Raw genomic sequence first — 25,117 nt, forward strand, 5'->3', positions numbered from 1 at the left:
TCAGACAGTTTCGGCTAATACTGTGTTACTTTTGGTGGGATTTAATGTAGATTTCATGTCTTTAACAAACGGCCCGCGTGAACCGCGTGAACCGCGTGAACCGCGCGTCCCGCCGCGTGAACCGCGCGACCCGCCGCGTGAACCGTGATACCCGCCGCATAGGCGGCTTGGTTTTAGTCTCTGTAGTTGAGCGCCGGCTTGCGGTCGCCGAGCAGCGCTTTGTATTGGTAGTCTCCTTTGGCCTTTTTGAATTCTTCCTTCGCGCGCGTCACCAGCCCCGCGTCGCTGAAAAGGTCGACAGCCGTCAGCGCCATCGTCTTCGCCGCGACCATCATGCCCTTGATCCCGATGTCCGTCCCGCCGCAGGCCGTCGCCTGCCAGCTATGCGCCGGCGTCCCCGGCACCCAGGTAGCGGCCCTGAGCCCGACCGTAGGCACGGCATAGCTGACATCCCCCACGTCGGTCGACCCGCCTCCCGCGTCCTGCTCCGCCTTCAGCGGCTGCACAACACCCGCACTCGCAACAGAGGGCACCGTATAAGTGAATGAAGCCTGGATCTTGCGTCCGAATTCGGTTTCCGCCGGTGTGTAGGCAACGCCGCCGACGCGCAGGAGATTCTGCTGCATGTCCTCCGCGAGCGTGCTGTTCAGCAGCAGGTCGTGCGTCCCGCCGATGACCTCGTAGTCGACGCTCGTCTGCGTCCCCATCGCGGCGCCCTGCGCGGCCTTGACTACCCAGTCGAAGATCCGGACCACTTCCTCCTTCTTCGGATGACGGACATAGTAATAGACTTCGGCGAAATCGGGCACCACATTGGGCGCCTTCCCGCCGTTGGTGATCACATAGTGGATCCGTGTCTCCTGCGGAATATGCTCCCGCATCATATTGACCATATAGTCCATGGCCTCGACGCCGTCCAACGCCGACCGGCCCTTATCCGGCGCCGCCGCCGCATGCGCCGCCAGCCCGGTAAATCTGAATTTTGCACTCTTGTTCGCCAGCGCGCTCGTCAGCGTCACCGCATTGTCCGCGCCCGGATGCCAGTGGATCACGACGTCCACGTCGTCAAATAACCCCGCCCTCACCATATAGACCTTCCCCGACCCGCCCTCTTCTGCCGGGCAGCCATAAACGCGGACAGTCCCCGAAATCTTTTTCTCCGCGATCAGCTTCCTCAACTCGATGCCCGCCGCAACGGAGGCAGTGCCGAACAGATGGTGACCACAGCCATGCCCCGCATTCTTTCCTTCGATACCCGATTTTTCAGGAACAGCCTGCTGCGCCAGCCCGGGCAGCGCGTCGAACTCGGCCAGGATCCCGATGACCGGACTCCCAGAGCCATAACTCGCCACAAAGGCCGTCGGAATGCCCGCCACTCCCGCCTTTACCGCAAAACCATTATCTGTAAGCGTCCTTTGCAATAGCGCCGAGCTGCGAGCCTCCTTATACCCGACCTCGGCATAGTCCCAGATCTGCAGGGCTATCTTCTTATAGTCGTCATAACGGGACTGTATATCCCCGATCGCCTTTGTCTTTAAGGCCGTATCGCCTGACTGGGCGTACAAACACACCGGAAGCAGCAGCAGCAGAATTGATTTTCCCATATAGCGCTAATTATGAAGTTCGACCTCTTCGATCACGTATTGCCGGGTATCGGGATTATAGTAACCAACCCATCTCCCGTTCGCCAGTTGCGTCATCTTCTTTTTTCGGCAGTCCCGACATAATCCTCCACCTCATCCGAGACGGGACGCGCCGTCTTCCCCTGCATGGGTTTCAGCGTCGCAGGATCCAGCAGCAACCGGACGTCTGTCCTGCCATACCAACGGTAGGCGGGCTTGAGCTTAACGTAAGAAAGGGTAGTCGAGAAGGTGCTGGTTACAGAGTTGGGTACCCAGACAGGCGGCGGTGCGTTGCCACCCACAGCCGTGCCGGACGGCTGGAACCCGCCGTGTGTAGCAGGGCCTGTGGAGCCCGTTGACCACCTTGAATACTGTATGCTGAAATCGAACGTACAGAGCATAACCATCACCCGTCCATCTTCCGTCGGGACGGCCCAAATTCCCTTGACATCATCGGAGAAGGCCCGGACCGCCTTCTTTACATCCTGCTCCTTCGAAGAGACCAGCTTGTGATTCCACTTCTCGTATTTTGGCGTTTCCGCCAGCATTTCCGCGCCCGCATCCGCAGAGATCGAATATTTTTTGAGCAGCTGACCCGTAGCCGGGTTGTGCGCAAAGACGGTAAGCTCTCCCTTTGTGACGACCATGGAAAAGAGCCTGTCGTCCACCAGCCAGGAAGTCCCCGGGCCGATATTGATCGCTTTGTCGGAGACCCGGCAGTCGGGCAGCGTTACCGTAATTACATGGGTCGGCCCATTCTTGTCGTTGACGACGAACCGGACGTCTTCCGGGCGGTAAAAGACCTTGCGCATCTGCGTACCCGCTATCGGATCGTATTCGGACCGATTGCTCAGGCACAACGGCTGCGACAAATATGCACTGATCTTATCACGCTTGCTTGCGTCGGCAGGTATGGTAAAGGGATTGCTTTTTCTGGTAATGGCGCCGGAAGCCCCGATGGTATACACCACCAGCTGTCCCGCCTTGTCGTCGGAAGCCAGTACGTAGAAATTATTGTTCCCGGCGAAATGGGCGAGGAACCTTTCGTCGGGGGTCAGCTCGAGTGAAGGTTGGTCGACGACGGTCGACGCACTAAAATCCACCGTCTCCAGTGTATAGACCAGCTGGCTGGTGTTGTTGAAGAGCAGCTCGTACCGGCCGTCTTTACCGATACTGCCCACCAACTCGTTGTCGCGTACTCCGGGCGCCGTCTTCCCGACCGGCATCCCGATCTTTCCCTTTACCGAGAACTCTCTGTCGACGCAGACAAAGTCTGTATTTTCATTGTTCTTTAAGATCAGAAGCCCCGATGAGTCCGGAAAGTCACGCTGCATCTGGGCGGCCCATTCCCCCTTTTCCACAGAACGCTTGTCGAGCTGAAAGGGATACTCCAATACTTTTTTCTGGGCAAAGACAGGGGAAAACACGGCAAGGGATAGGCCAGCCAGCAGCAGTTGTTTCATGTAACCATAGTTACAGAAACTTTGTCAATTATTCAAATTTCGCCAATACTTTCTCCATCTCCGCAGCGATACGGTCATTCGACAGGTTGCCGATGCTTCCTTCGTGAGTATGGTGCAGCTGTTTGTAGTCGTAGTGGAATTCGCCCTTGTCGATCTGGTTGCCGACCTGCTTGTAGGCCTCACGGAAAGGCACGCCCTTATTGACCAGATCGTTGACGGCCTCGACGCTGAAGAGGTATTTGTATTTCGCGTCTTCCAGTATTGCGTCTTTGACCTGAATATTCGACAGCATCAGCCTCGTCATCTGCGCACAGGCCTTCACCTCCTCAATCGCAGGGAAAAGGATCTCCTTCGTCAGCTGCATATCGCGGTGATAGCCGGAAGGAAGATTGTTGATCAGCAGCGTCAGCTCGTTGGGCGTCGACTGGATCCGGTTGCACTTCGCGCGTATCAGCTCGAAAACATCGGGATTCTTTTTATGCGGCATGATGCTGCTGCCCGTTGTCAGCTCGGAAGGGAAGGAGATGAACCCGAAGTTCTGATTGATATAGAGACAGCAGTCCATCGCCAGCTTGCTCAGCGTCGCGGCAACGGAGGCCAGACCCATGGCGACGATCTTTTCGGTCTTGCCCCGGCTCATCTGAGCGTATACGGAGTTGTAGTTCAGCGTCCGGAAATGCAGCAGCTTCGTTGTCATTTCCCTGTCCAGCGGGAAGCTGGAGCCATAGCCTGCGCCGCTGCCCAGCGGGTTCTTGTTGGCCACCTGCCAGGCCGCAGCCAGCACTTCGAGGTCATCGACCAAACTCTCTGCATATGCGCCAAACCACAACCCGAAGGACGATGGCATCGCGATCTGCAGATGGGTATATCCGGGAAGCAGCTTGTCCTTATACTGTTCGCTCAGCTGCATCAGCAGCGCGAAAAGCTCGCACGCCTCTTCTTTTACCGCCTGCACCTGGGCCCGCAGATAGAGCTTGATGTCTACAGCGACCTGGTCGTTGCGGCTGCGGCCGCTGTGGATCTTCTTGCCGGCCTCGCCAATCCTTTCCGTCAGCATCCACTCTACCTGGGAGTGTACGTCTTCGATATCGGGAGCGATAGCGAAATGGCCGCCCCTGATCTCGCCTAATATAGTATTCAGTCCCTCGTGGATGAGGTTGAGGTCCTCCCTGCTAAGCAATCCAACCGATGCAAGCATCTCCGTATGGGCCAGCGAGCCCAGCACGTCGTATTCCGCGAGCAGCACGTCGAATTCCTTGTCCCTGCCGACCGTGAAAGTCTCGATCAGGGCTGACGTACTCGTACTCTCCTTGCTCCAAAGTTTGTTACCGCTCATAGTTGTATGCTTTAGTCAATATACTCTTTCACCTTTTGGGCGGTCGGCCGTACCAGCACGGGCGTCAGCAGGTCGATATAACCCCGGATGCCTTCGCCGATCTCGTCAATAAAAATAAATTCATCGGCCGTATGACTCCGCGCCGAATCACCGGGTCCCGTCTTGAGGGCGGGGAAAGGCATCAGCGCCTTGTCCGAGGTCGTTGGGCTGCCATAGCAGGTCCTGCCGAGGTCGAGCCCTGACAACACCACGGGATGGTCCAACCCAATAGAGGACGACCGCATCCGCAGACTGCGCGGCGTCACTTCACAGCCGACATTCTCCCGGATGATGCCCAGCAGTTCCTCGAAGGTATACAGTTCGTTCACCCGCACGTCCACCACAAAATGACACTGGGGGGAACGACATTGTGGGCTTTGTTGTCGGTATCGATGACGGTGACGCTCATCTTCACGGGCCCGAGCAAGCTGCTCACTTTCGGTGCACGAAACCCATGGAACCATTCAATATCCGGCAGCGCCTTGTAGATGGCGTTCTCGCCTTCCTCGCGCGCCGCATGCCCGGCCTTGCCCTGGCTCACGCAGTCCAGCACCAGCAGCCCCTTCTCCGCCACGGCCAGCTGCATCTTCGTCGGCTCTCCCACCACGGCCCAGTCTATCTTACCCAGTACGGGAAGCAGCAGCTCGATGCCGTTATGCCCCGAGATCTCTTCCTCCGCGGAAGCCGCCAGTACGATATTGTGCGACAGCCCTTCCTGTTCATAAAAATAGAGGAAGGTGGCGATCAGCGCGACCAGACAGCCGCCTGCGTCATTGCTGCCCAGGCCAAAGAGCTTTCCGTCTTTTTCCAGCGGCTGGAAAGGATCGAGCGTATAGTTCTTGTTCGGCCGAACTGTATCGTGGTGTGAATTGAGCAGCAGGGTAGGCTTTGCCGCGTCGAAATGTTTATTCCTCGCATAAACATTGTTCTGGAGCCGTGCGGCAGAGACCCCTGCCGCACCGAGCCAGTCGGCGAGTATCTGCGCGGTCTGGTCTTCCTCCTTGCTGAAGGAAGGCGTTGCGATCAGCCGTCGTAACAACCCGGTCGCCCCGGAGATCAGTTCCTCGATATTGTCTTTACGCATGGGTTATAGTTGTTCCTGAGACACCGGACAGCAGGTCGGGCAATTCCTCCGCCTTCCCGATGATGACCCGGCTCACCCCGCTGCGCAGGGCGGCAAAGGCATTGTCGAGCTTCGGGATCATACCTGCAAAGATAGCACCGCTGGCCTTCAGCTCTTCATAGTAAGCCGGATGGATGCGGCCGATGACGGAAGACTCGTCTTCGGCATTCAGCAGGACGCCGCTCTTTTCGAAGGAGTAGACGAGGCTCACTTCAAAGCCGGCGCTGAGCCCGCGGGCCAGTTCCTGTGCGATGGTGTCCGCATTGGTATTCAGTAAAAGTCCCTTTCCGTCGTGGGTGATGGGCGCGAAGACCAGCGTCTTGTCCAGCAGCAACAGGCTGGTCAGAAGACTGCTGTTCACCCTATCCACGTCCCCGACATAGCCATAGTCGATGCTGGCGTGTGTCCTTTTATGAGAGAGGATCGCGTTGCCGTCGGCGCCTGTAAGCCCGATGGCATCGCAACCACGGGCCTGTAAGCCCGCGACGATATTTTTGTTGATGGTCCCAGCATAGACCATCGTCACGATCTTCAGCGTTTCGGCATCCGTGATGCGCCGGCCGTCGACCATCTGCTGCTGCACGCCAAGTCCTTCGGCGACCTTTGTAGCCAGCTTCCCGCCGCCATGCACCAGGATTTTTTTGCCCGGCACAGCGGAAAAACTATCCAGAAATGCGGCGAGCCTCGCCTCGTCGTCGATGATATTGCCGCCTATTTTAATGATCGAAACCTGCATAGTTATTTTTTATTTCGCAACAGTTCGGCCAGCACAGCCTGCGCGGCCCATACCCTGTTCGAAGCCTCCTGGGTCACGACGCTGTTGGGTCCGTCGAGGATCTCGTCGCTGAGCTCCACGTTGCGGCGTACCGGCAGACAGTGCATGACCTTCGCATTGTTCGTCGGCTTCAGCTTGTCATTCGTCATCATCCACTCGGGGTCGTTGGTATAGATCTTGCCGTAGTCGTTGTAGGTGCTCCAGTTCTTTACATATACAAAATCCGCGTCCTTCAGCGCCGCGTCCTGGTCGTGCGTGATCGTGGCGCCCGTGGTGAACTTCGGGTCCAGATCGTAGTCCTCGGGGTGTGTAATGACAAAATCCGCCTTGCCCCACGCATTCACCCACTGAGCAAAGCTGTTGGGGACCGCCTGCGGCAGCGCCTTTACGTGCGGCGCCCAGGTCAGCACGATCTTCGGCCTGCGGCCTGCGGCCACGCCGCCCTTCATAACCTCGTTGATCGTTATGATATCGGTAAAGCTCTGCAGCGGGTGCAGCGTACCACTCTCCAGACTCACGACCGGAATACCGGAGTACCTGATGAACTGGTTAATATAAAGTTCGCTGTAGTCCTCCTCCTTGTTCTTCAGGGAAGGAAAGGTCCGGATACAGAGAATGTCGAAGTAATTGCCCATGATGGGAGCCGCGTCCTTGACGTGCTCGACCTTATTCCCGCTCATGATCGCTTCTTCCTCGAATTCGAGGGCCCAGCCTTCCTTGTCGACGTTGAAGACGATGGGTTCCGCACCCAGATTTTGGGCGGCTATCTGGGTCGAGAGACGGGTACGCATACTCGGGTTGAGGAACAGCATACCGATACGCTTGTTGGTGCCGAGCGTCTTGTCTTTAAAAGGGTCGGCCTTGTAAGCCAGTGCCGACTGAACCAGTCCGTCGATGTCTTTTACGTCGTGAGCGGAAATAAAATTTTTCATGGTGTTGCTATGATCGCGGTGTTTCTATTTTATTTTACAGCTTTTGCCGATGTTTCCATCATATGGATCTCTTCCTGCAGCGCCTCGAGGAATTGGTCTGCGTCCTTCTTCCTCAGTGCCAGCGATGGCAGCAGACGTATCGTATTCGGCTTGGCCTCTCCCGTGAAGATCCGCTGTTCGAGGAGCAGATTCCTCCGCAGGTCCTTCAGACCATCCGGCAGGTCAAATCCGATCATCAGCCCCTTGCCCCTGACCTTCTGCAGCTGACGCACTTTCTTCAGCTGCGTCATGATATAGTTGCCCGTCTCGGCGGCGTTGGCGATCAGGTTCTCCTGTTCGATGACCTCCAGGACGGCCAGTGCAGCGGCGCAGGCCAGATGGTTGCCGCCAAAGGTAGTGCCAAGCATCCCGTGTTTGGGCTTGATATGCGGGGCGATGATGATGCCCGCTACCGGGAAGCCGTTACCCATGCCCTTCGCCATGGTATAGATATCGGCGTCGACGCCGGCAAAATCGTGGGAGAAGAATTTGCCGCTCCGGCCATACCCGCACTGGACGCTATCCGCGATAAACACGGCATTGTGCTGCTGACAAAGCCTGCTGATGGTCTGCAGGAAAGAAGCCGAAGCCTCCCTGATACCGCCTACGCCCTGGATCCCCTCGACGATGACGGAGGAGATCATGTCACCCTGTTTCCTGAAGCATTCTTCCAGCGCCTCTTCGTCGTTGAAAGGCAGGAATATCACGTTGTCGGTCTGGTTGACCGGTGCGACGATCGCGGGGTTGTCCGTGGCGGCGACCGCCAGCGAGGTCCGGCCATGAAAGGACTTCGAGAAGGCGATTATTTTTTACGGCCGTTGTGGAAGGAAGCCAGCTTCAGCGCATTCTCGTTGGCTTCGGCGCCGGAGTTGCACATGAACAGCTGATAGTCGGGCTTTCCGGAGACCTTGCCCAGTTTCGCTGCCAGTTCTTCCTGCAGGGGAATATGCACCGAATTGGAATAGAAGCCGACCTTGTGGAGCTGCTCGGTGACCCGCTGTACATAGTGCGGATGGGTATGTCCTATGGAGATGACGGCGTGGCCGCCATACAGGTCGAGGTACTGCTGTCCTTCCCCGTCCCAGACGTAGGAACCCTTTGCCTTAACAATAGTTATGTCGTTCAGCGGGTAAACATCGAATAAGTTCATAGTACTTTCTTTTGTGACCGTCCCGGACGAAGCCGGCACCGGCCGGATTTAAAATGCGTTCGCCTTGAGATGCAGCCCTGTCGTTTCCTCAAAGCCAAAAAGTAGATTCATATTCTGTACAGCCTGTCCCGACGCGCCCTTCAAAAGATTGTCGATAGCCGAATGGACCACCAGCTGGTGTCCCACCTGCTCCACCTGGATCAGACATTTATTGGTATTGACCACCTGCTTCAGCGCGATCGGCTTGCGGGTGACGATGGTGAAAGGGTGGCCTTTGTAGAAGTCTTCGTAAAGCGCCAGCACTTCCTCCGGACTCTTCTCACATCGCAACTGCGAAGAGATGAAGATGCCGCGCGTAAAATCTCCCCTCCACGGGGTAAAATGTATGGATGCCGGGGAGCCCTGCAGCTGCTGCAGCGACTGGCCCACTTCCTTCATATGCTGGTGGGTCAGCGTTTTGTATGCCTGTATGTTGTTGGCCCTCCACGAAAAATGCCCCGTGGACGACAGCGACTGGCCGGCGCCGGTAGAGCCCGTGATCCCGGTGCTGTAGACTTCGGTCAGCAGGCCGGCTTTCGCCAGCGGCAGCAGACCCAGCTGGATGGCTGTGGCGAAGCAACCCGGATTTGCAATGGCGTTCGCCTGGCGGATTTCCTCCCGGTTCATCTCGGGCAGACCGTATACAAAACTATGTTCGCCTATCTTCGGCCGCTCGCCGCCGCTGTGCAGGCGATAGTCCTGCGACAGGTCGATGATCAGTACGCCGTCCAGACCTGACCCGGACTCGTCGAGGAATTTTTCGCCTCTCCGTGTCCCAGACAGAGGAAAACCACGTCGACGTCGCTATGCCATTCCGCGTCGAATTTCAGATCGGTATCGCCAAGGAGGTCTTCGTGTACCTCATAGACATTCTTACCCGCATTGCTCTTGCTGTGAATGAACCGGATGTCTACGCCGGGGTGGTTGACCAGCAGCCGGATCATCTCTCCGCCCGCATAACCGGCCCCACCTATAATGCCTGCTCTAACTTGTCTCATATATTTTCGTTTGAAATGTTCACTCTGTCCCCCGCCGTCGAAGGCTGGGATGACAGAATAAATTCCAGATCTTCTTCTGTGTCGTTTATTATCCTGTGGCGAAGCAATGGCGGTATCTCCAGCCCTTCTCCGGCCGTGACCTCAACGGCGCCTTCTTCTGTATCGAATGTGGCCCTGCCTTTCAGGATAAAGAAGAACTGCCGTGCCTTCCCGTGGTAGTGCATTTCTTCGGAAGTATGCGGCGGCATCTTTTCCAGCTTTACCGAAAGACCGGGCTGGTCTACCATATTCCAGCCGTCGCAGCCCGCACCCCATATATAATGCTTTAGCGGGTGCTCGCGGCTTACCGGTTTCATTTTACGTCGTCGTTGACCTTATGGAAGATCGACGTCTGGTTGCCGAAGATGCGGGCAAAACCCTTTACGTCGTCGCCGGAGAAGCCCTTGTTCATTTCGCCGTAGCTGCCGAACTTGCTGCTCATCAGGTCGTGTGCGCTCTCGATGCCGGTGACGGTATAGCGGTAGGGCTGCAGCGTGACAAATACTTTTCCGCTGACCGTCGCCTGTGTGTCTTCGAGAAACTTTTCGATATTGCGCATCGTGGGGTCGAGCATCTGACCTTCATGGAGCCAGTTGCCGTACCAGCGCTCAGCTGGTCCTTCCAGTAGAGCTGCCATTTGGTGAGCGTATGTTTTTCGAGAAGGTGGTGTGCCTTGATGATGATGACGGGGGCAGCGGCCTCGAACCCGACGCGGCCCTTGATGCCGATAATGGTATCGCCGACGTGGATGTCACGGCCTACGCCGTAGGGCTGCGCGATGGACTGCAGCAGCTGGATGGCTTCTACGGGATTGGCGAAACGCTTGCCGTCGACGGCCTTCAGTTCGCCCTTTTCGAACTCCAGTTCGACCTGTCTCGTGCCGGTCGCCGTCACCGGTGTGGGCCAGGCGTCCTCGGGCAAATAGTCTTTGGAAGTCAGTGTCTCTTTCCCGCCGACCGAAGTACCCCAGAGGCCCTTATTGATGCTGTATTTTGCTTTTTCTGCGTTCATCCCGACGCCGTTCTCTTTGAGGAAGGCGATCTCCTGTTCGCGGCTCAGCTTCATATCGCGGATGGGGGTGATGATCTCCACGCCGGGAAGCATGCTCTGGAAGACCATATCGAAACGCACCTGGTCGTTGCCTGCGCCGGTGCTGCCGTGGGCGACGGCCGAAGCCCCGACCTTTTTGACGTGGTTGGCGACGGCGATAGCCTGTACCATCCGTTCGGCGCTGACGCTCAGCGGGTAGGTGGCGTTCTTCAGCACGTTGCCGAAAACGAGATATTTGATACAGCTCTCGTAGTATTCCTTTGTTACGTCGACGCATTCGAAGGACGCGACGCCCAGTTGCTTCGCACGGGCCGCGATCTGCTCGACTTCTTCTTTGCTGAATCCTCCGGTGTTGACCGTCAGCGCGTGTATTTCGAGGTTCTTTACTTTCTTCAGATAAACCGCACAATAGGTAGTGTCCAATCCGCCGCTGTACGCAAGTACGACTTTATTGCTCATGACCGATAGATGGTTGTTTAGAGATTAAAAAAATGGAAGAAGGATCTGTGACGGACGCTGTTGCCGCCGCCGCCTTTGCCGGCGGTCTCGTGGGCTTCAGAATGGTGCTTGACGAAGGGCGCCAGCAGTTTCCACTGCTTGATGCGCATGAAACGTTCGTATAGTTTCGAGTGTTTCTTGAAGTCCTGGGTCGTCTCCTCGGGCTCGTAGTGGTCCTTCGGATCGTAGAGCATGGCCGTACACATACAGTTCTTCCGCTCTTTGCTCATGAGGATCTCGTAGTTGACACAGCTCTTGCAGCCCGCCCAGAAGGCGTCGTCCTGGGTCAGCTCGGAGTAGGTGACGGGCTCGTAGCCCAGCTCGGAGTTGATCTTCATTACGGCGAGACCCGTGGTCAAGCCGAAGATCTTGGATTCGGGATAGGTTTTGCGGCTCAGGTCGAAGATCTTCCGTTTGATCTGCTTGGCCAGCCCGCTCTTGCGGAAGACAGGGAGACGATCAGTCCCGAATTGGCGACATACTCTCCGTGGCTCCAGGTCTCGATATAGCAAAAGCCGGCCCAGACGCCGTCGGTGGTAAAGGCGATGACGGCCTTGCCCTGGCGCATCTTCTCTTTGATGTATTCGGGACTCCGTTTGGCAATACCGGTGCCCCTCGCTTTGGCCGAAGATTCCATCTCGTCGACGATGATCTGCGCGAAATCCTGGTGAGACTCGTCAGCGATGATTATCTGAAATTGTTGTTGTTCCATGTTCTTAAAAAAACGCTCTTAATGGTGAATGGTCTTCCATTTCTGGAAGTGAAATGATCAGTGGCCGGACAATGGATTGTGCCGTCTACGACAGTGGTCGGTGTATAAGAATAGTATCAACGTCGCACCCAAAAGGGAATGGGGCGAAGGGAAAAAACTGTGCACACGGGCGCAGCAAAAAACCCACGCTTATTGTAGGCGTGCAATATCACAAGGAACCGTGATATGGGTGAGTTTTTTTCATTTCAGAGTTGATGAAATTGTTGTAAATATTTTTACAACGCAAAGAAAGACAATTTTTAAGATCATTTCGGATTTATAATTAAATTTTATGTAAAATTTATAGGGGACCACTCAGTCCCCTGAATTATAAGCTACTGATTTATAATGATCTGTGATTTTACTGCTTCTTCACCGGCACCGAGTGTACAGCGGCGGACATCTCCCGTATAAGCGAAGCGTCCTTTTCGATGGCATTTCCGACGACGATGACGTCGGCGCCGGCCTTACAGTTGAGGTAGGCTTTTTCCGGCTCACGGATCCCGCCGCCTACGACCAGCGGCACCTCGATATGGCTGGCTACTGCGGCGATCATCTCCTCGCGGATGGGGTGGCGGGCGCCACTGCCGGCATCCATATAAATGAGTTTCATCCCGAGCATTTCCCCGGCCATAGCGGTACAAAGGGCGATCTCGTTCTTGTCCGCCGGAATCGGCGACGCATTGCTGATATAGGACACCGTAGTGGGGGCGCCTCCGTCGACGACCATATAACCCGTGGATATGATCTCCAGCCCGCTCTTCCTGACAGCCGGCGCGGAGATGACGTGCTGCCCGATCAGCAGCTCGGGGTTACGACCCGAAATGAGGGAGAGATAAAGAAGCCCGTCGGCGTAGCGGGATACCCGGGACGGCGTGCCCGGGAACAGGATGACCGGAATGCTGCAATGACTGCGGATATGCTGAACCACCTCGTCGAGATGGTTGGAAATAACGAGGCTTCCCCCAACCAGCAAATAGTCTACTTCCGCGCTGACGGCCAGACTGGTCAACTCTTCGATCTTCTTTGCATTCACATTGTCCGGATCGATCAGCACGGCGAAAGATTTCTGCCCCCTTCTCTTTTTGGCCAGCAGTGATTCGTAAATAAATTGCTTCATTCGCTATTGCCGTTGGATTATGCAAAAATGCGAAAACTTTTCGGCATCACACAATATTCCCTAAGTTGCGGACAAATTCCCGGGAATGGAACCACTGACCGTCAAAGACAACCTGCAGAACCAACAATTCGAGATATGGCTGGAGGACGACCGCGCCTACCTCGAATACCGGATAAAAGACGGCAATCTCGTTCTCATGCACACCGAAGTGCCCGACAAACTCGGCGGCAAAGGCATCGCCTCCGCCCTTGCGGCCCACGCGTTTAACTATGCCCGTTCACACAATATGAGGGTAAAGGTCTACTGCCCCTTCGTTGCTACCTGGCTGAAGAAACATTCCGAACAGAACGATATCGTCATCCCGCCTCCCGCTAACCTCGACAGCCCGGGCCATTGATCAATACGCCACGACGATTTCCCTTTACGTACCGAGGTCTCACGGTTCACAATCTCACATACGTGGCCAGCTGCACGATATGATTATTCGTAGAATTACTACCAGCCCCGCTGATATACTGATTCATATACCCCACCTCGAGATCGAACTGTTTGCACATCCGGTATCCCGCCGCGACATAGGCCCGGTTCTGGTCGAAGACCTTGCCATTGACAGCGGACGCATCCCCGAGATTGAAGAAGGTCTCGTTCTGCAGCGCCGCAAACCAGCCCTTCTCGAACTTGCCGCCGGTTGGAGCCAGCGGAGCGATGCCCCGCGCAAAATACCGGAGGCGATGCGCACTGCGGTGGCCGTCGCGCACCAGCTGATCATTCTCCGGATGATGTTTCGGCAGATAGCGCTGCTCCAGGCGGAGACGATGCGTGAGCCTGGCTACTTCGTGGTGATGCAGTTTTATGGGATGCGTATACATCAGCTGTTCCCATATGCGATGCTCCGGAAGATAGCCTTCCACGCCGCCGGATATGCGCTGCTGAGGGATATAGGCGTATCCGACCGTGCCTGTAAGAGTAGGTGTAAAATAGAGGTTCAGTCCAGGCCTTAATAACAGTGCGTGCATCTGTCTGACCTGATCCGTCGACCGCCACTGAGCGTCGAAATAGAACCCCGTCCGGGAAGACAGCTTATAATTCTGGAATGTACCCACCCAGCCCGCAAATTGTGTCTGGGAGAAGGCGGGACTCGCGAGTCCCGAAAAATCAACGTGCTGACAATCAGCAATTTGGTGTATTTGGTTAGCATACCCAAAGAGAATGAATTAAGTCTAAACGAAATGGTAAAATTGGTGTTATTTATTTATACCCCGCGACAGGCTTGGACCGGCGAAAATCCACACCTGATTGTGCACACACGGTGGAAAAGTGAACCAAGGAAATATGAAAATGAAAAAATACTTTCGTTAGACCACCGACCCGCCGCAAAACTGTTTTACAACAATCTTTTTTCAACTAACTAAGGACCTGAATATGGCAACGAAAAAGCAATCTGTAAAGGGCTTGCAATTCCCCCGCCGCTTTACGAGGGACGACATCAGTGTATTCGATCAGTTTACCTACGATTATCGCAGTTCTGTTATCCGCAACCCCAGCGGTGAGGTCGTATTCGAAATGAATAATGTCGAAGTTCCCTCGGGATGGTCCCAGATCGCTACCGATATTCTTGCCCAGAAATATTTCCGCAAAGCCGGCGTCCCTCAGCCGGACGGCTCGCTGGGCCGCGAGACCTCTGTACGACAGGTTGCCCACCGTATGGCCAACTGCTGGCGGGTCTGGGGCGAGCGCTACGGCTATTTCGCTTCCGAAAAGGACGCCCAGGTCTTTTATGAAGAGCTGGTATACAGCATCCTCGACCAGGCCTGCGTACCCAACTCTCCCCAATGGTTCAATACCGGTCTGCACGAGAGCTACGGCATCACCGGTAAACCTCAGGGACACTATTTCGTAGACGCCAACGACGGAGTACTGAAGAGGTCCACCTCCGCCTACGAGCGTCCCCAGCCCCACGCCTGCTTTATCCTCAGCGTGGAGGACGACCTCGTCAACGAAGGCGGTCTCATGGACCTCTGGGTCCGCGAAGCCCGTATTTTTAAATACGGTTCCGGCGTCGGCACCAATTTCTCCCATATCCGCGGCGAAGGTGAAAAGCTCGAGTGGCGGCGGAACCTCCAGCGGCCTCATGAGCTTCCTGAAGATCGGCGACCGCGCCGCGGGCGCCATCAAATCCGGCGGCACTACCCGGAGGGCCGCCAAAATGGTCTGTCTTGACCTCGACCACCCCGAAGTAATGGACTTTATCAACTGGAAAGCTGGAGGAGGAAAAGAAGTGGCCGCTCTTATAGCCGCCGGCTATCCCAGCGACTACGAAGGAGAAGCCTACAAGACGGTATCCGGTCAGAACTCCAACAACTCCATCCGCATCCCCAACAGCTTCTTCCACAAGCTGGAGAATGACGAAGACTGGGAACTCACCGCCCGCCACGACGGCCGCATCATGAAACGCCTCCCCGCCCGCGAGGTCTGGAACCAGATAGCCTACGCGGCCTGGCGCTGCGCCGACCCCGGTACACAGTACGATACCACCATCAACGAATGGCATACCTGCCCCGCAGGCGGACCCATCAGGGCCTCCAACCCCTGCTCGGAGTACATGTTCCTCGACAATACGGCCTGTAACCTGGCTTCGTTCAACCTTCGCCGTTTCTACAACGAGAAGACCAACACCTTCGACGTCGAAAGCTTCGAATATATGACCCGCCTCTGGACGACAGTTCTCGAAGTATCCGTCCTGATGGCCCAGTTCCCCTCACAGGAAGTGGCGCAGCTGTCATACGACTACCGCACTCTGGGTCTGGGCTACGCCAACCTCGGGTCGATGCTGATGATCATGGGCATTCCCTACGACAGCGAAGAAGCCCGCGGCATCGCGGGCGCTATCACCGCCATTATGACCGGCATCGCCTACAAGACCTCCGCGGAAATGGCCGCCGTGCTCGGCGCCTTCCCCCGCTATGAAGACAACAGGGAAAGCATGCTCAGGGTCATGCGCAACCACCGCCTGGCCGCCTACGACGCCGACGAATACGAAGACCTCGAAATAAAGCCCCAGGGCCTCAAGGCTAAATACTGCCCCGACTATATGCTGAAAGCCGCTACCAAGGCCTGGGACGAAGCGGTACAGCTCGGCGAGAAATATGGCTACCGCAACGCACAGGCTACGGTCATCGCTCCCACCGGCACCATCGGTCTGGTAATGGACTGCGATACCACCGGCGTGGAACCCGATTTTGCCCTCGTAAAGTTCAAGAAACTTTCCGGCGGCGGCTATTTCAAGATCATCAATCAGTCGGTGCCCACCGCCCTGAAGAACCTCGGCTACAGCGACAAGCAGATCGACTCCATCGTCAAATATGCGGTCGGCACGGCAAGTTTTGCAGGCGCTCCCCATATCAACCACCAGTCACTCAGCGAGAAGGGCTTTATCGCCGAAGAGATCAAAAAGCTGGACGCAGCGGTCGGCTCCGCCTTCGAGATAGGATTTGTATTCAACGTATATACGCTGGGCGAAGAATGTCTCCAGCGTCTGGGCTTCGAGCCTGCCCAGTACTACAATTTCGAATGGAACCTGCTCGAAGCGCTGGGCTTCACCGACGCCGAGATCGAAGCGGCCAATGACTATGTCTGCGGCACGATGACCATTGAAGGAGCTCCCCACCTTAAGGATGAGCACCTCGCCGTTTTCGACTGCGCCAACAAATGTGGAAAGAAAGGACAGCGCTATATCCACGCCCACGGCCATATCCGGATGATGGGTGCTGCGCAGCCCTTTATCAGCGGAGCCATCTCCAAAACGATCAACCTCCCCAACGAGGCAAGCGTCGAAGAGATCGCCGACGCCTATATGCTCAGCTGGCAGCTGGCGCTGAAAGCCTGCGCGCTCTATCGCGACGGGTCCAAGCTGTCCCAGCCCCTCAGCACCAAATCCGACAAGAAAAAGAAAGAGGCCGAGGCAGAGAAAGAAGAAGCTCCCGCCGATGTAGCGGCTCCGGCACCAGTCGCCGAGACACATATCGTAGACCTCAGCAAACTCACCGTTCACGAGCTCCTCGAAGAAGTTCAAAAACGTGTTCAGGCATCACCCGATACGAAGCTCAAGCGCGCCCTCGCCACCATCGTCGAGCGCCGCACCCTCCCGGCCAAACGCCGCGGATTCACACAAAAGGCGAAGATCAACGGCCAGAGCCATATTCCTCCGCACCGGCGAATACAGCGACGGCACGGTAGGGGAGATTTTCATCGACATGGCCAAGGAAGGGGCTACGATGAGGAGCATGCTCAACTGCTTCGCTATCTCCATATCCATCGGCTCTGCAGTATGGCGTGCCGCTGGAAGAGTTCGTAGAGAAATTTGTCTTCACCAGATTTGAGCCGAGCGGTATGGTGGACCACCCGAATATCAAGAGTACAACCTCGATCGTGGACTTCATCTTCCGGTCGCTGGCTTACGAATACCTCAACCGCACGGACCTCGTCCATGTTCTCGACCGGCCGGAAGTCGGCAACACCGGCGACGACGACTGGGACCTGCCTTCCGAGTCCGACAGAAAAGGCCCCGAGCTCAGCGACGTCCGCATCGTCGCGAAAGCTGCCGGCGGTAGCAACGGCACTCCGGCGCCGGCCCCGGCCAACTCCCGGGCGGCCCGCGCGGCGGCGGCCACTTCCCTCCACCGGTCGGACAATGGACTCGATGCGGTAAATGCAGCGGCCCGCAGCATGCAGAGCGACGCGCCCTCCTGCAACACCTGCGGCCATATCACGATCCGCAGCGGCACCTGCTACAAATGCCTCAACTGCGGAAATAGCATGGGCTGCAGCTAACAACATATCATTTCTTCACGGACGGTATTAACCATAATTCAGTTCCTCCATATCAATGGGGGAATTTTTTTGCCCCCGGCGCCCCGCGGGGTACTCCTAATTCTCAAATCTCACCGCTCCCGAATTATCCCAATTGACACTATATCCTTTTCCACTGGCGTCCATCGTCAGGGTACCCGTATATTTTCGCGTCAACCAAACGATCTCAATGCTGATCGTCATCCCCGCGTTAAATCCCGGCAGCTCAAGCATCTTGTTTACCGGCAACAGCGCAGCCTGGTACATCGGCGCAAAGGGATAACTGGTCATCGCGAGACTGTCGGAGAACCTGAAATTATATCTACCGATCTCGGGCGGCACGATCATCAGCTGGAGATAAGGGTCGGAATATTCGTACTTGCGGGTAGTCGTGCAGGCCAGCTGCATACCCACAACCGTCGGGCCTCCGTTGATACTGGTGGTGAAGATCGTCGGCCGGACAACCAGCGTGTCATCGGCATGAATGCGATAGAACTGATAGAGCGTGTCCGTTCCCACCGGACAATCGCCGTATTGGTATGCGCCAGCATCCGTCCGGCGATCGTGTCATAGATCTCAGCCTTCACCCGATAGGTCCCCGATCGCCTAAAAGCTACGTTCGCAAGACCGTACCGGTAATTCCCGCGCCAGACAGCGGCTCCATTGTCCGGAGACACCTGCCAGATATAGACGACGCCCGTTGGCGGATTGACCAGGTCGATGCTGTCTTTGAGTGCGGTCAGGTCATAGATGGTCGCGGCCTGGTTGACCCTGATCCGCGAATCGGTGAGAAAGGCAAGGACGTGCGCGTCAGGGTCCGACGCCGTCTTATGGCACGACGCTGCCGCCAGCCCCAGGGCCAGTAGTGAAATTAGCTGTTTCATGACTGATTATTTTTTAAAAGATATCTGAGCCCGAGGCTCACTCCAAAGGCGTCCCTTGCAGGACCATTGTCTAAATAGTGCCGGTTGGTCAGCTGATACCGGTAGTATGGTTCGGCGAACAGCGACCACTGTCGCCCGATATTCTTTTCCAGGTCGATACCGAAGTAAAGGCTGGTCCCGGAATGTTTGGGGATATTACGGTACAGGCTAACCGAATCGGACCCGGCGGAATGGAGATTGAAAATGACGCCCGCATTGACGCCTAGTTTACCCCAGCCCAGATCCCCGCTGTATCCGACCAGCAGCGGCAGATCGATATTGTTGAAATGTCCGGAAGGGATATGGATACCCGAATCCCTGCCCTCAGAGATATTGATCCTTGTATACTGTAGACCCGTGATCAGCGAGAATCTTTTCCATATGGGAACGGCTACCCGAACGCCGGCGTTGCGGGTACTCAACGGGGTGACATACAGGTCGAGGCTGATGGGTCTTCTCTTTGGATAGGGAGTCCTTTTGGTGTTGAGTTCCGCGGCCCTGACCGGCAGTCTTTTCTTCCTGTCGATCCTCGCCGGCAAAGCATGAGTGCTGTGTGCCCGCCCGTTGCCCCTCATCCCGCCACCAACTTCCCTGTTCTCCACAACTTCTCCGGCTTTCTCCTCTACTCCCTTCTTTTGTCCATCCTTTCCGGCCCCTGCCCCGTCGTCCCCGGTCCGCGGCCCTTTCACATCCTCCCGACCATTCACTCCATCGTCCCCGGTCCGCGGCGCTCCCATATCTACCGAGGCCTTCACCACCTTCTCCGTTGAAAACCCATTCTTATGAACCCCATCCCCGTGAACGCCGTCTCCATGGACCCCGGCCTTCCAAAAACGTCCCGCCATCAGGGTCGCGAGCACCAAACCTCCCCCGATGATCCACCAGAAAATAAAGGCCTTCCGGTCATCCTTTTTTCCCTGTATCCTTTGCCACATACCTTCAGGCACCGGCGAAGAATGTCCCGCCAGCCTGTCTCTGAAGAATTGATCAAATTCATTTTCACGCATACTTATTAGGGAGTTTTTGCAGGTTTTCAATTTTGGATCTCAAAAGTGCCCTTGCTTTGGCCAGCTGGCTCCTGCTAGTTCCCGCGCTGATGCCCAGCAGCGCGGCGATCTCGTTGTGGTCATAGCCCTCCATCGCATAAAGGTTGAAGACCAGGCGGTATCCGTCGGGCAGGCCCGCGATCAGCCGCAGCAACTGTTCCGCGTCGAGCATGGACAGGACTTCGGCGTCATGGAAGGCGGTGTCCTCCACGTGTTCGTCGATCTCCGAAAAGGATGGTTTGCGTTTTGCAACGGTCTTAAGACAACAGTGGACGATGATCCTCCGGACCCAGCCTTCCAGAGGGCCTTCTCCGCGGTATTGACCGATAAAAGTGAAGATCCGGACGAACCCCTCCTGTAGCATGTCTTCCGCCTCCTTTTCGTCACGGGCATACCTTCGGCAAACGGCCATCATGCGGCCCGCGAACAGGTCAAAGAACCCGCGCTGGCACTTCCTATCCTTCTTTAAGCACCCTTCGATCAGTTGTCGTTCAGTCAATGGTTATGGTATGGCTTCATCTACTCAGATACCTTTCCCGAAAGGAATGTTGCCTGGGAGTAAAAAATTAACCGGATCGTCCGGCTGGCGCCGTCCGGTAGTTGCTTCTGTTGGTGTATAAATTATTGAGAAAGAGCCTGCTAAATTAAGTGAAGATGTTTAGCGGCGAAATTGTCCCCTTGCTGGCTGACTGCATAAAATTATGGTTATATTCTGTCACCGGCCTGCTGTATCTTTCCTGAGAATCGAAGGGAATAACACTTATATCATCCCTCGAAATAATTTAATACGGCTTTTGTCGTTGATATCCATATAACCCTAAAAATGAAAAACAACATGAAACGTATCCTGGTCGCAATTGTAGTCCTTACTTCTATCGCATTAACTTCTTGCAGTCATAGTGTTACCCCGGGAGATGCAGCAAGCCATCACTATGGCCATTGCCGGGACGTTCGCTAAACAACACCCTACAAAATAAAGGTTTAGGGCAAACTTAATTTTGGGGCCATCTGCTATGCAGGTGGCTTTTTGTGCTATTTTCGCCCTAATGACTATTCAATTTGGCTACGACAAGAAGCAGGTGCTTGATGGGCTGCGGGGACATTTTTTCGGGAGGCCTGAGATCAGGATCATGGCTATTATTATCAATGTTTTCGCCATCCTGTCCGCCGTTCTGTTCTATCTGAAGAGGATCCAGCCATTGCCGTTTCTTTTATTCTCACTGCTGTGGGTCGTGCTGTGGATCTCCATCCGGCGCATCCTCCCGCTGAGCATCTACAAAAGGTCCGCCACCTTCCAGGATACCTTTACGCTGACCCTCGAAGACCCGGGCATTGTACTGCAAACAAAAAGGGAAGCCAGCTGTGGCGCTGGAACGACTTCAGCGGATTCAAGGAAACGGCCTACTTCTTCCACGTCTATTTCAACGCCCGGTCGTTCTTCCTGATCCCCAAAGATTCCTTCAAGGATATTACAGAGATACAGGAAGCCCGCAAACTTTTAAAGGAAAGGATCAAGGGGTAACCCTTCCCCGGTTCACGCCCTTCCCCGGTTCACGCCCCTCCCCGGTTCACTTCCATCAACGGTTCACTTCCATCAACGGTTCACTCCCATCAACGGTTCACTTCCCACTCCGCGGTTCACGGCCCCACTCACTTTCCCCCGGCCTGACCTTCCCCCGCGGTTCACACGGTCCACGTCCTACCTCGGCTTGTACTTCGTCTCCTCAAATATCACCCTGGCGGGTACGTGCATCAACTCAGCCACCGGCATCTCCCCGTGCATCCCCGCATACTTTTTCACGATCTGCCACCCGACCCAGGTCCCGATATTCCCCGGCGATCCGTCCGGCATACCCAGCGTCTTCGGATTCTCTCCGATATAGTTCTTGATGATATCGGGATCGGTAGTATAGACGTCGTTCTGTAAAAAATAACCCCAGACAGACGCCTCATTGAGGCACACCACCGCAGCTGCGCCTGCGAATATCCTGTGACGATGCTGTCCGGCGCGTCCGGCTGCAACTTCCCGCCCAGCCACCAGTACCGGCCCTTGACGATCATCTGTTCGATCATCGGACGGCCGTCGCTGCTATCCGGACAGACGTCCTCCGACAAATTGCGCAGGCAGTTGGCCGTGATATACTCCGGCTCGAACTTCCTCGAGATATACTGCGGATACATATCCTGTCCCTGCTGCGAAATATAGTAGGAAAAATTCCGCCCCGCATAGGACTGCAGACCGATAGCCAGTGCGTGCGAAGTCAGGGCAATACCGGGGCCGTCGAAGGGACCGATAAACGCCACCTCCTTTTCCGGCAGACGGTACTGCGGGAAATAATATTTTACATATTTGAACCCCTGCTTCAGCTCCTTCTCCAGCCACCCAAGGTCCCTGTAGCGGGCCTCGATGGAATCCCGGACGGGGTAATAGGTGGTAAGGAATTGCCGGGCGGCCGCAAACGCCATACGACTCGTATCCGACAGCGGTCCGGCCCCGAGAATATTACCGACAAAATCGGCGGTGAACCAGGGATATTTCTGGTTGAGACGGTAAAGACCCGGAACGATATTGTTGCTGTCCAGTGAAAAGAAGGCGGTATCAAAACGCTCGATCCGGACGTCCCCCACCGGGACGGACCCGACATCGGGACGGCCATTCCTGTTGCCGCAGGCGGCAAATGCGAATACAAGGGCAATTAGCGCTAAATATTTCATGCGGTTTTTATAACGGTAAATAGCTCAGTGGGATTGTATGGGCTCTTGTCCAAAGATCCGTATTTAACGTAACTTTACATCCATGAAGATCGCACTTGCCCAACTCAACTATCACATCGGCAATTTCGAAGCGAATACCCGCAAGATCATCGACGCCATTCACAAGGCAAAGGAAGCCGGGGCCGACCTTGTAGTCTTCACCGAATTATGTGTCTGCGGCTACCCCGCCGAAGACTTTCTCGAGTTCGAAGACTTTATTGAACAGTGCTATTTCGCCATCGACCGCATCCGCGAGCACGCGGATACCATCGGCGTCATTATCGGCTCGCCCTCGCGCAATCCGGCAAAAGAGGGGAAGGACCTGTTCAATTCGGCATTCCTCCTCTATGAGAAGGAGGTAAAAGGCGTCGTGCACAAGACCTGTCTGCCCACCTACGATATACTCGACGACTACCGTTATTTTGAACCCGCCTGGCAATGGCAGGTGCTGCCGTTCAAAGGCAAAAAGATAGCCCTCACCGTCTGCGAAGACATCTGGAATCTGGGCGACAATCCGCTGTACCGCGTTTGCCCGATGGACCAGCTGATCAGGCAGCATCCCGACCTGATGATCAATATTTCGGCCTCACCATTCGACTATGACCACGACGACGACCGAAAGGAGGTCGTACGGCAGAACGTACTGAAGTACCGCCTGCCGATGTTCTACTGTAATGCGGTAGGGGCCCAGACCGAGCTGATCTTTGACGGAGGCACCCTCGTATATGACAGCTATGGCAATCTGGTGAAGGAGATGAAATATTTTGAAGAGGACTTTGCAGTGATCGAGCTGCCGCACCCGGTAGCTCCGCTCTATGAAGAACTGCTTCCGGGGCTTTCGATAGCGGTAGAACCCAATCGCCCTGACGGGGACGAAGCAGCCGCAATGCATAACGCGGGGACGGCGACCCAGACGGCGCCGCAGCCCACGGCCCTCACCACCGCTCATCCCGACCATCCCTCCGATATCTTCGACAAGGACATGCGCGTTTCCCGCGTTACAGACCCCGAAAAGATACTCGGCTATCTCGTCCGCGAAGACAATATTGCCCAGATACACAGCGCGCTGATCCTCGGTATCCGCGACTATTTTTCCAAGATGGGCTTTGCCAAAGCCATCATCGCCAGCAGCGGCGGCATAGACAGCGCCGTCACCCTCGCCCTGGCCTGTGAAGCGCTGGGCCGCGACAACGTCCGCGCCATCCTGCTTCCGTCGGAGTTCTCCACCTCGCATTCCGTCAGCGACGCCGAACAGTTGTCCCGCAAGCTGGGTAATCCCTACGACATCATCCCCATCCGCGAAGTATACGACGCGCTGATACATACGCTGGCGCCGGTTTTTAAGGATATGCCCTTCGGTCTCGCCGAAGAGAACCTGCAGAGCCGCACCCGCGGGAATATCGTGATGGGCCTCGCCAACAAGTTCGGCTATGTCATGCTGAATACGTCCAACAAGAGCGAGCTGTCCACGGGTTACGGCACGCTGTACGGCGATATGGCCGGCGGCCTCAGCGTCCTGGGCGACATCTATAAAGGGCAGGTATATGCGCTGGCCCGATACATCAACCGCGACGGCGAGATCATCCCCGCCAATATTCTCGAAAAGGCGCCGTCCGCCGAGCTCCGCCCCGGCCAGAAAGACAGCGACAGCCTTCCGGACTACGACGTCCTGGACAAAGTGCTCTATCAATATATCGAAAGGAGACAGGGACCAAAAGAGATCATTGCCATGGGCATCGACGAAGCAGTGGTGAGGAGAATACTGCGTCTGGTGAATATCAGCGAGTACAAGCGGAAGCAGTTCTGCCCGATCATCCGGGTCAGCTGTAAAGCCTTCGGCGTGGGCCGCCGTATGCCAATTGTCGGGAAGTATTTGTCGTAATAGCCCCGGACCCGCGGTTCACCGGCTCCAGGTTACCCGCGGTTCACCGGCTCAGCACGATCACATACCTCGTGTTCGAGGCCCCGAGCTTCTGGTCCGCGTACATCTCGAGCCGGTGCTGCGTCAGCGTCCTGACCCTGTAGTACTGATCCTGAAAATAAATGGTACTGTCGTGATTCTGAAAAGTCCAGATAAAAGGGAGTTCGTCTTTCTTTGATATGTGCTGGGAATAACCCGTGCCGTCTTTCCGGAAGACGACCAGATTTTCTCTTTCGCTGCCCGCAATACGCGGATCGAGCGCATCGAATATACCATCGTCGTTGGAATCGAACCCCGCCTTCTCATACTTCCACGGATCGGCCGTCAGCAGATCGAGGTCTTTCCCTGATGGGCTCCTGTCCATACAGCCGGCCAGCAGAGATCCGGCCAGCAGAGAGAATATGGTCAATTTAATAGGCATTCTCACTAAGGTTACGGTTTGACGGGAAGAAAGGTTGTCCGGTTTAAAATTCAAAACGCCGATCCACGCATAATTATTGCTTATATATATAATTAAATTCATATTAAAAACTTGTTAAGGACGGGGTTCGGCGAACCATTGAAAATTGGCAAGCTACTTGCCTCATAAAAATTCTTATTTTTAACTCCTGACCGGACATAGTCCGGTGTGTTTCATAGGCTATAATTATC

The 25,117-nt window shown here is 55.6% G+C and carries 26 protein-coding genes and 2 pseudogenes; 5 read left to right on the forward strand and 23 right to left on the reverse strand.

Annotated elements, in window-relative coordinates:
* Positions 1-173: 173 nt before the first annotated feature.
* The 16 genes and pseudogenes from ACQ86N_RS47860 to ACQ86N_RS47935 form a co-directional block, all read right to left on the reverse strand.
* A complete protein-coding gene (locus ACQ86N_RS47860; protein WP_431213241.1) occupies positions 174-1,604 on the reverse strand; it encodes an amidohydrolase in 1,431 nt (476 codons plus the stop codon).
* A gap of 92 nt (positions 1,605-1,696) precedes the next feature.
* A complete protein-coding gene (locus ACQ86N_RS47865) occupies positions 1,697-3,085 on the reverse strand; it encodes a hypothetical protein (protein ID WP_431213242.1) in 1,389 nt (462 codons plus the stop codon).
* A 28-nt stretch (positions 3,086-3,113) separates the two neighbouring features.
* Positions 3,114-4,421 (reverse strand): argininosuccinate lyase, encoded by a 1,308-nt coding sequence (gene argH / locus ACQ86N_RS47870; RefSeq protein WP_431213243.1) that lies wholly within the window; start codon positions 4,419-4,421, stop codon positions 3,114-3,116.
* Positions 4,422-4,432: 11 nt separating this feature from the next.
* Positions 4,433-4,789, reverse strand: coding sequence for a hypothetical protein (locus tag ACQ86N_RS47875; RefSeq protein ID WP_431213244.1), 357 nt, complete (start codon positions 4,787-4,789; stop codon positions 4,433-4,435).
* A complete protein-coding gene (locus tag ACQ86N_RS47880; protein WP_431213245.1) occupies positions 4,786-5,544 on the reverse strand; it encodes a M20/M25/M40 family metallo-hydrolase in 759 nt (252 codons plus the stop codon). Before ACQ86N_RS47880 ends, ACQ86N_RS47875 begins: the two co-directional genes overlap by 4 nt.
* On the reverse strand, positions 5,537-6,319 hold the full coding sequence (argB, locus tag ACQ86N_RS47885; protein ID WP_431213246.1) for an acetylglutamate kinase: 783 nt from the start codon (positions 6,317-6,319) through the stop codon (positions 5,537-5,539). The genes ACQ86N_RS47880 and argB overlap by 8 nt, the downstream gene beginning before the upstream one ends.
* Before the next feature lie 2 nt (positions 6,320-6,321).
* Positions 6,322-7,290: an acetylornithine carbamoyltransferase gene (locus ACQ86N_RS47890; RefSeq protein WP_431213247.1), complete on the reverse strand. Its 969-nt coding sequence runs from the start codon at positions 7,288-7,290 to the stop codon at positions 6,322-6,324.
* Between the two features lie 29 nt (positions 7,291-7,319).
* Complete coding sequence (locus ACQ86N_RS47895) at positions 7,320-8,135, reverse strand: aspartate aminotransferase family protein (protein WP_431217899.1); 816 nt, start codon at positions 8,133-8,135, stop codon at positions 7,320-7,322.
* The gene (locus tag ACQ86N_RS47900) at positions 8,132-8,479 is read right to left on the reverse strand and encodes an aminotransferase class III-fold pyridoxal phosphate-dependent enzyme (RefSeq protein WP_431213248.1); all 348 of its coding nucleotides are present in this window, start codon (positions 8,477-8,479) and stop codon (positions 8,132-8,134) included. The genes ACQ86N_RS47895 and ACQ86N_RS47900 overlap by 4 nt, the downstream gene beginning before the upstream one ends.
* Positions 8,480-8,527: 48 nt before the next feature.
* Positions 8,528-9,145: an Asd/ArgC dimerization domain-containing protein gene (locus ACQ86N_RS47905; protein WP_431213249.1), complete on the reverse strand. Its 618-nt coding sequence runs from the start codon at positions 9,143-9,145 to the stop codon at positions 8,528-8,530.
* Between the two features lie 89 nt (positions 9,146-9,234).
* Positions 9,235-9,516 carry a hypothetical protein gene (locus ACQ86N_RS47910; RefSeq protein ID WP_431213250.1) on the reverse strand — a complete coding sequence of 94 codons (282 nt, stop codon included), beginning with the start codon at positions 9,514-9,516 and terminating at the stop codon, positions 9,235-9,237.
* Positions 9,513-9,872 (reverse strand): cupin domain-containing protein, encoded by a 360-nt coding sequence (locus tag ACQ86N_RS47915; RefSeq protein WP_431213251.1) that lies wholly within the window; start codon positions 9,870-9,872, stop codon positions 9,513-9,515. The genes ACQ86N_RS47910 and ACQ86N_RS47915 overlap by 4 nt, the downstream gene beginning before the upstream one ends.
* A pseudogene (locus tag ACQ86N_RS47920) lies at positions 9,869-11,064 on the reverse strand (argininosuccinate synthase). The gene ACQ86N_RS47915 and the pseudogene ACQ86N_RS47920 overlap by 4 nt, the downstream one beginning before the upstream one ends.
* A 17-nt stretch (positions 11,065-11,081) precedes the next feature.
* Entirely contained in the window at positions 11,082-11,462 is a 381-nt protein-coding gene (locus ACQ86N_RS47925; protein WP_431213252.1) for a hypothetical protein, read from the reverse strand.
* A 35-nt stretch (positions 11,463-11,497) separates the two neighbouring features.
* The gene (locus ACQ86N_RS47930) at positions 11,498-11,815 is read right to left on the reverse strand and encodes a hypothetical protein (RefSeq protein ID WP_431213253.1); all 318 of its coding nucleotides are present in this window, start codon (positions 11,813-11,815) and stop codon (positions 11,498-11,500) included.
* Positions 11,816-12,215: 400 nt separating this feature from the next.
* A complete protein-coding gene (locus ACQ86N_RS47935; RefSeq protein ID WP_431213254.1) occupies positions 12,216-12,974 on the reverse strand; it encodes a geranylgeranylglyceryl/heptaprenylglyceryl phosphate synthase in 759 nt (252 codons plus the stop codon).
* 85 nt (positions 12,975-13,059) lie between these two features.
* On the opposite strand from ACQ86N_RS47935, the gene ACQ86N_RS47940 reads away from it, so the two are divergent.
* On the forward strand, positions 13,060-13,371 hold the full coding sequence (locus ACQ86N_RS47940) for a GNAT family N-acetyltransferase (protein ID WP_431213255.1): 312 nt from the start codon (positions 13,060-13,062) through the stop codon (positions 13,369-13,371).
* Positions 13,372-13,417: 46 nt separating this feature from the next.
* On the opposite strand, the gene ACQ86N_RS47945 is transcribed toward ACQ86N_RS47940, so the two are convergent.
* Complete coding sequence (locus ACQ86N_RS47945; RefSeq protein ID WP_431213256.1) at positions 13,418-14,077, reverse strand: DUF2490 domain-containing protein; 660 nt, start codon at positions 14,075-14,077, stop codon at positions 13,418-13,420.
* Between the two features lie 467 nt (positions 14,078-14,544).
* On the opposite strand from ACQ86N_RS47945, the pseudogene ACQ86N_RS47950 reads away from it, so the two are divergent.
* A pseudogene (locus ACQ86N_RS47950) lies at positions 14,545-17,325 on the forward strand (hypothetical protein); the annotation flags it as partial.
* Positions 17,307-17,804, forward strand: coding sequence for a hypothetical protein (locus ACQ86N_RS47955; RefSeq protein ID WP_431218052.1), 498 nt, complete (start codon positions 17,307-17,309; stop codon positions 17,802-17,804). The pseudogene ACQ86N_RS47950 and the gene ACQ86N_RS47955, both read left to right, overlap by 19 nt.
* 96 nt (positions 17,805-17,900) lie before the next feature.
* Here the strand turns inward: ACQ86N_RS47955 and ACQ86N_RS47960 are convergent, their stop codons facing one another.
* Genes ACQ86N_RS47960 through ACQ86N_RS47975 form a run of 4 tightly spaced genes read right to left on the reverse strand, consistent with a single transcriptional unit; the run spans position 17,901 to position 20,290 of the window.
* A complete protein-coding gene (locus tag ACQ86N_RS47960) occupies positions 17,901-18,170 on the reverse strand; it encodes a hypothetical protein (RefSeq protein WP_431213257.1) in 270 nt (89 codons plus the stop codon).
* Positions 18,170-18,706: a hypothetical protein gene (locus tag ACQ86N_RS47965; RefSeq protein WP_431213258.1), complete on the reverse strand. Its 537-nt coding sequence runs from the start codon at positions 18,704-18,706 to the stop codon at positions 18,170-18,172. The genes ACQ86N_RS47960 and ACQ86N_RS47965 overlap by 1 nt, the downstream gene beginning before the upstream one ends.
* On the reverse strand, positions 18,703-19,752 hold the full coding sequence (locus tag ACQ86N_RS47970) for a hypothetical protein (protein ID WP_431213259.1): 1,050 nt from the start codon (positions 19,750-19,752) through the stop codon (positions 18,703-18,705). The genes ACQ86N_RS47965 and ACQ86N_RS47970 overlap by 4 nt, the downstream gene beginning before the upstream one ends.
* Positions 19,745-20,290: an RNA polymerase sigma factor gene (locus ACQ86N_RS47975; RefSeq protein WP_431213260.1), complete on the reverse strand. Its 546-nt coding sequence runs from the start codon at positions 20,288-20,290 to the stop codon at positions 19,745-19,747. Before ACQ86N_RS47975 ends, ACQ86N_RS47970 begins: the two co-directional genes overlap by 8 nt.
* A gap of 738 nt (positions 20,291-21,028) precedes the next feature.
* On the opposite strand from ACQ86N_RS47975, the gene ACQ86N_RS47980 reads away from it, so the two are divergent.
* Positions 21,029-21,313 (forward strand): YcxB family protein, encoded by a 285-nt coding sequence (locus ACQ86N_RS47980; RefSeq protein WP_431217900.1) that lies wholly within the window; start codon positions 21,029-21,031, stop codon positions 21,311-21,313.
* A 275-nt stretch (positions 21,314-21,588) separates the two neighbouring features.
* Here the strand turns inward: ACQ86N_RS47980 and ACQ86N_RS47985 are convergent, their stop codons facing one another.
* Positions 21,589-22,506 (reverse strand): hypothetical protein, encoded by a 918-nt coding sequence (locus tag ACQ86N_RS47985; RefSeq protein ID WP_431213261.1) that lies wholly within the window; start codon positions 22,504-22,506, stop codon positions 21,589-21,591.
* Positions 22,507-22,588: 82 nt separating this feature from the next.
* On the opposite strand from ACQ86N_RS47985, the gene ACQ86N_RS47990 reads away from it, so the two are divergent.
* Complete coding sequence (locus tag ACQ86N_RS47990; RefSeq protein ID WP_431213262.1) at positions 22,589-24,427, forward strand: NAD+ synthase; 1,839 nt, start codon at positions 22,589-22,591, stop codon at positions 24,425-24,427.
* 43 nt (positions 24,428-24,470) lie between these two features.
* Here the strand turns inward: ACQ86N_RS47990 and ACQ86N_RS47995 are convergent, their stop codons facing one another.
* A complete protein-coding gene (locus ACQ86N_RS47995) occupies positions 24,471-24,875 on the reverse strand; it encodes a hypothetical protein (RefSeq protein ID WP_431213263.1) in 405 nt (134 codons plus the stop codon).
* Between the last annotated feature and the right edge of the window lie 242 nt (positions 24,876-25,117).

Origin of the sequence: Puia sp. P3 (assembly GCF_050632245.1) — a bacterium.
In the GTDB taxonomy this organism is placed as follows: Bacteria; Bacteroidota; Bacteroidia; order Chitinophagales; family Chitinophagaceae; genus Puia.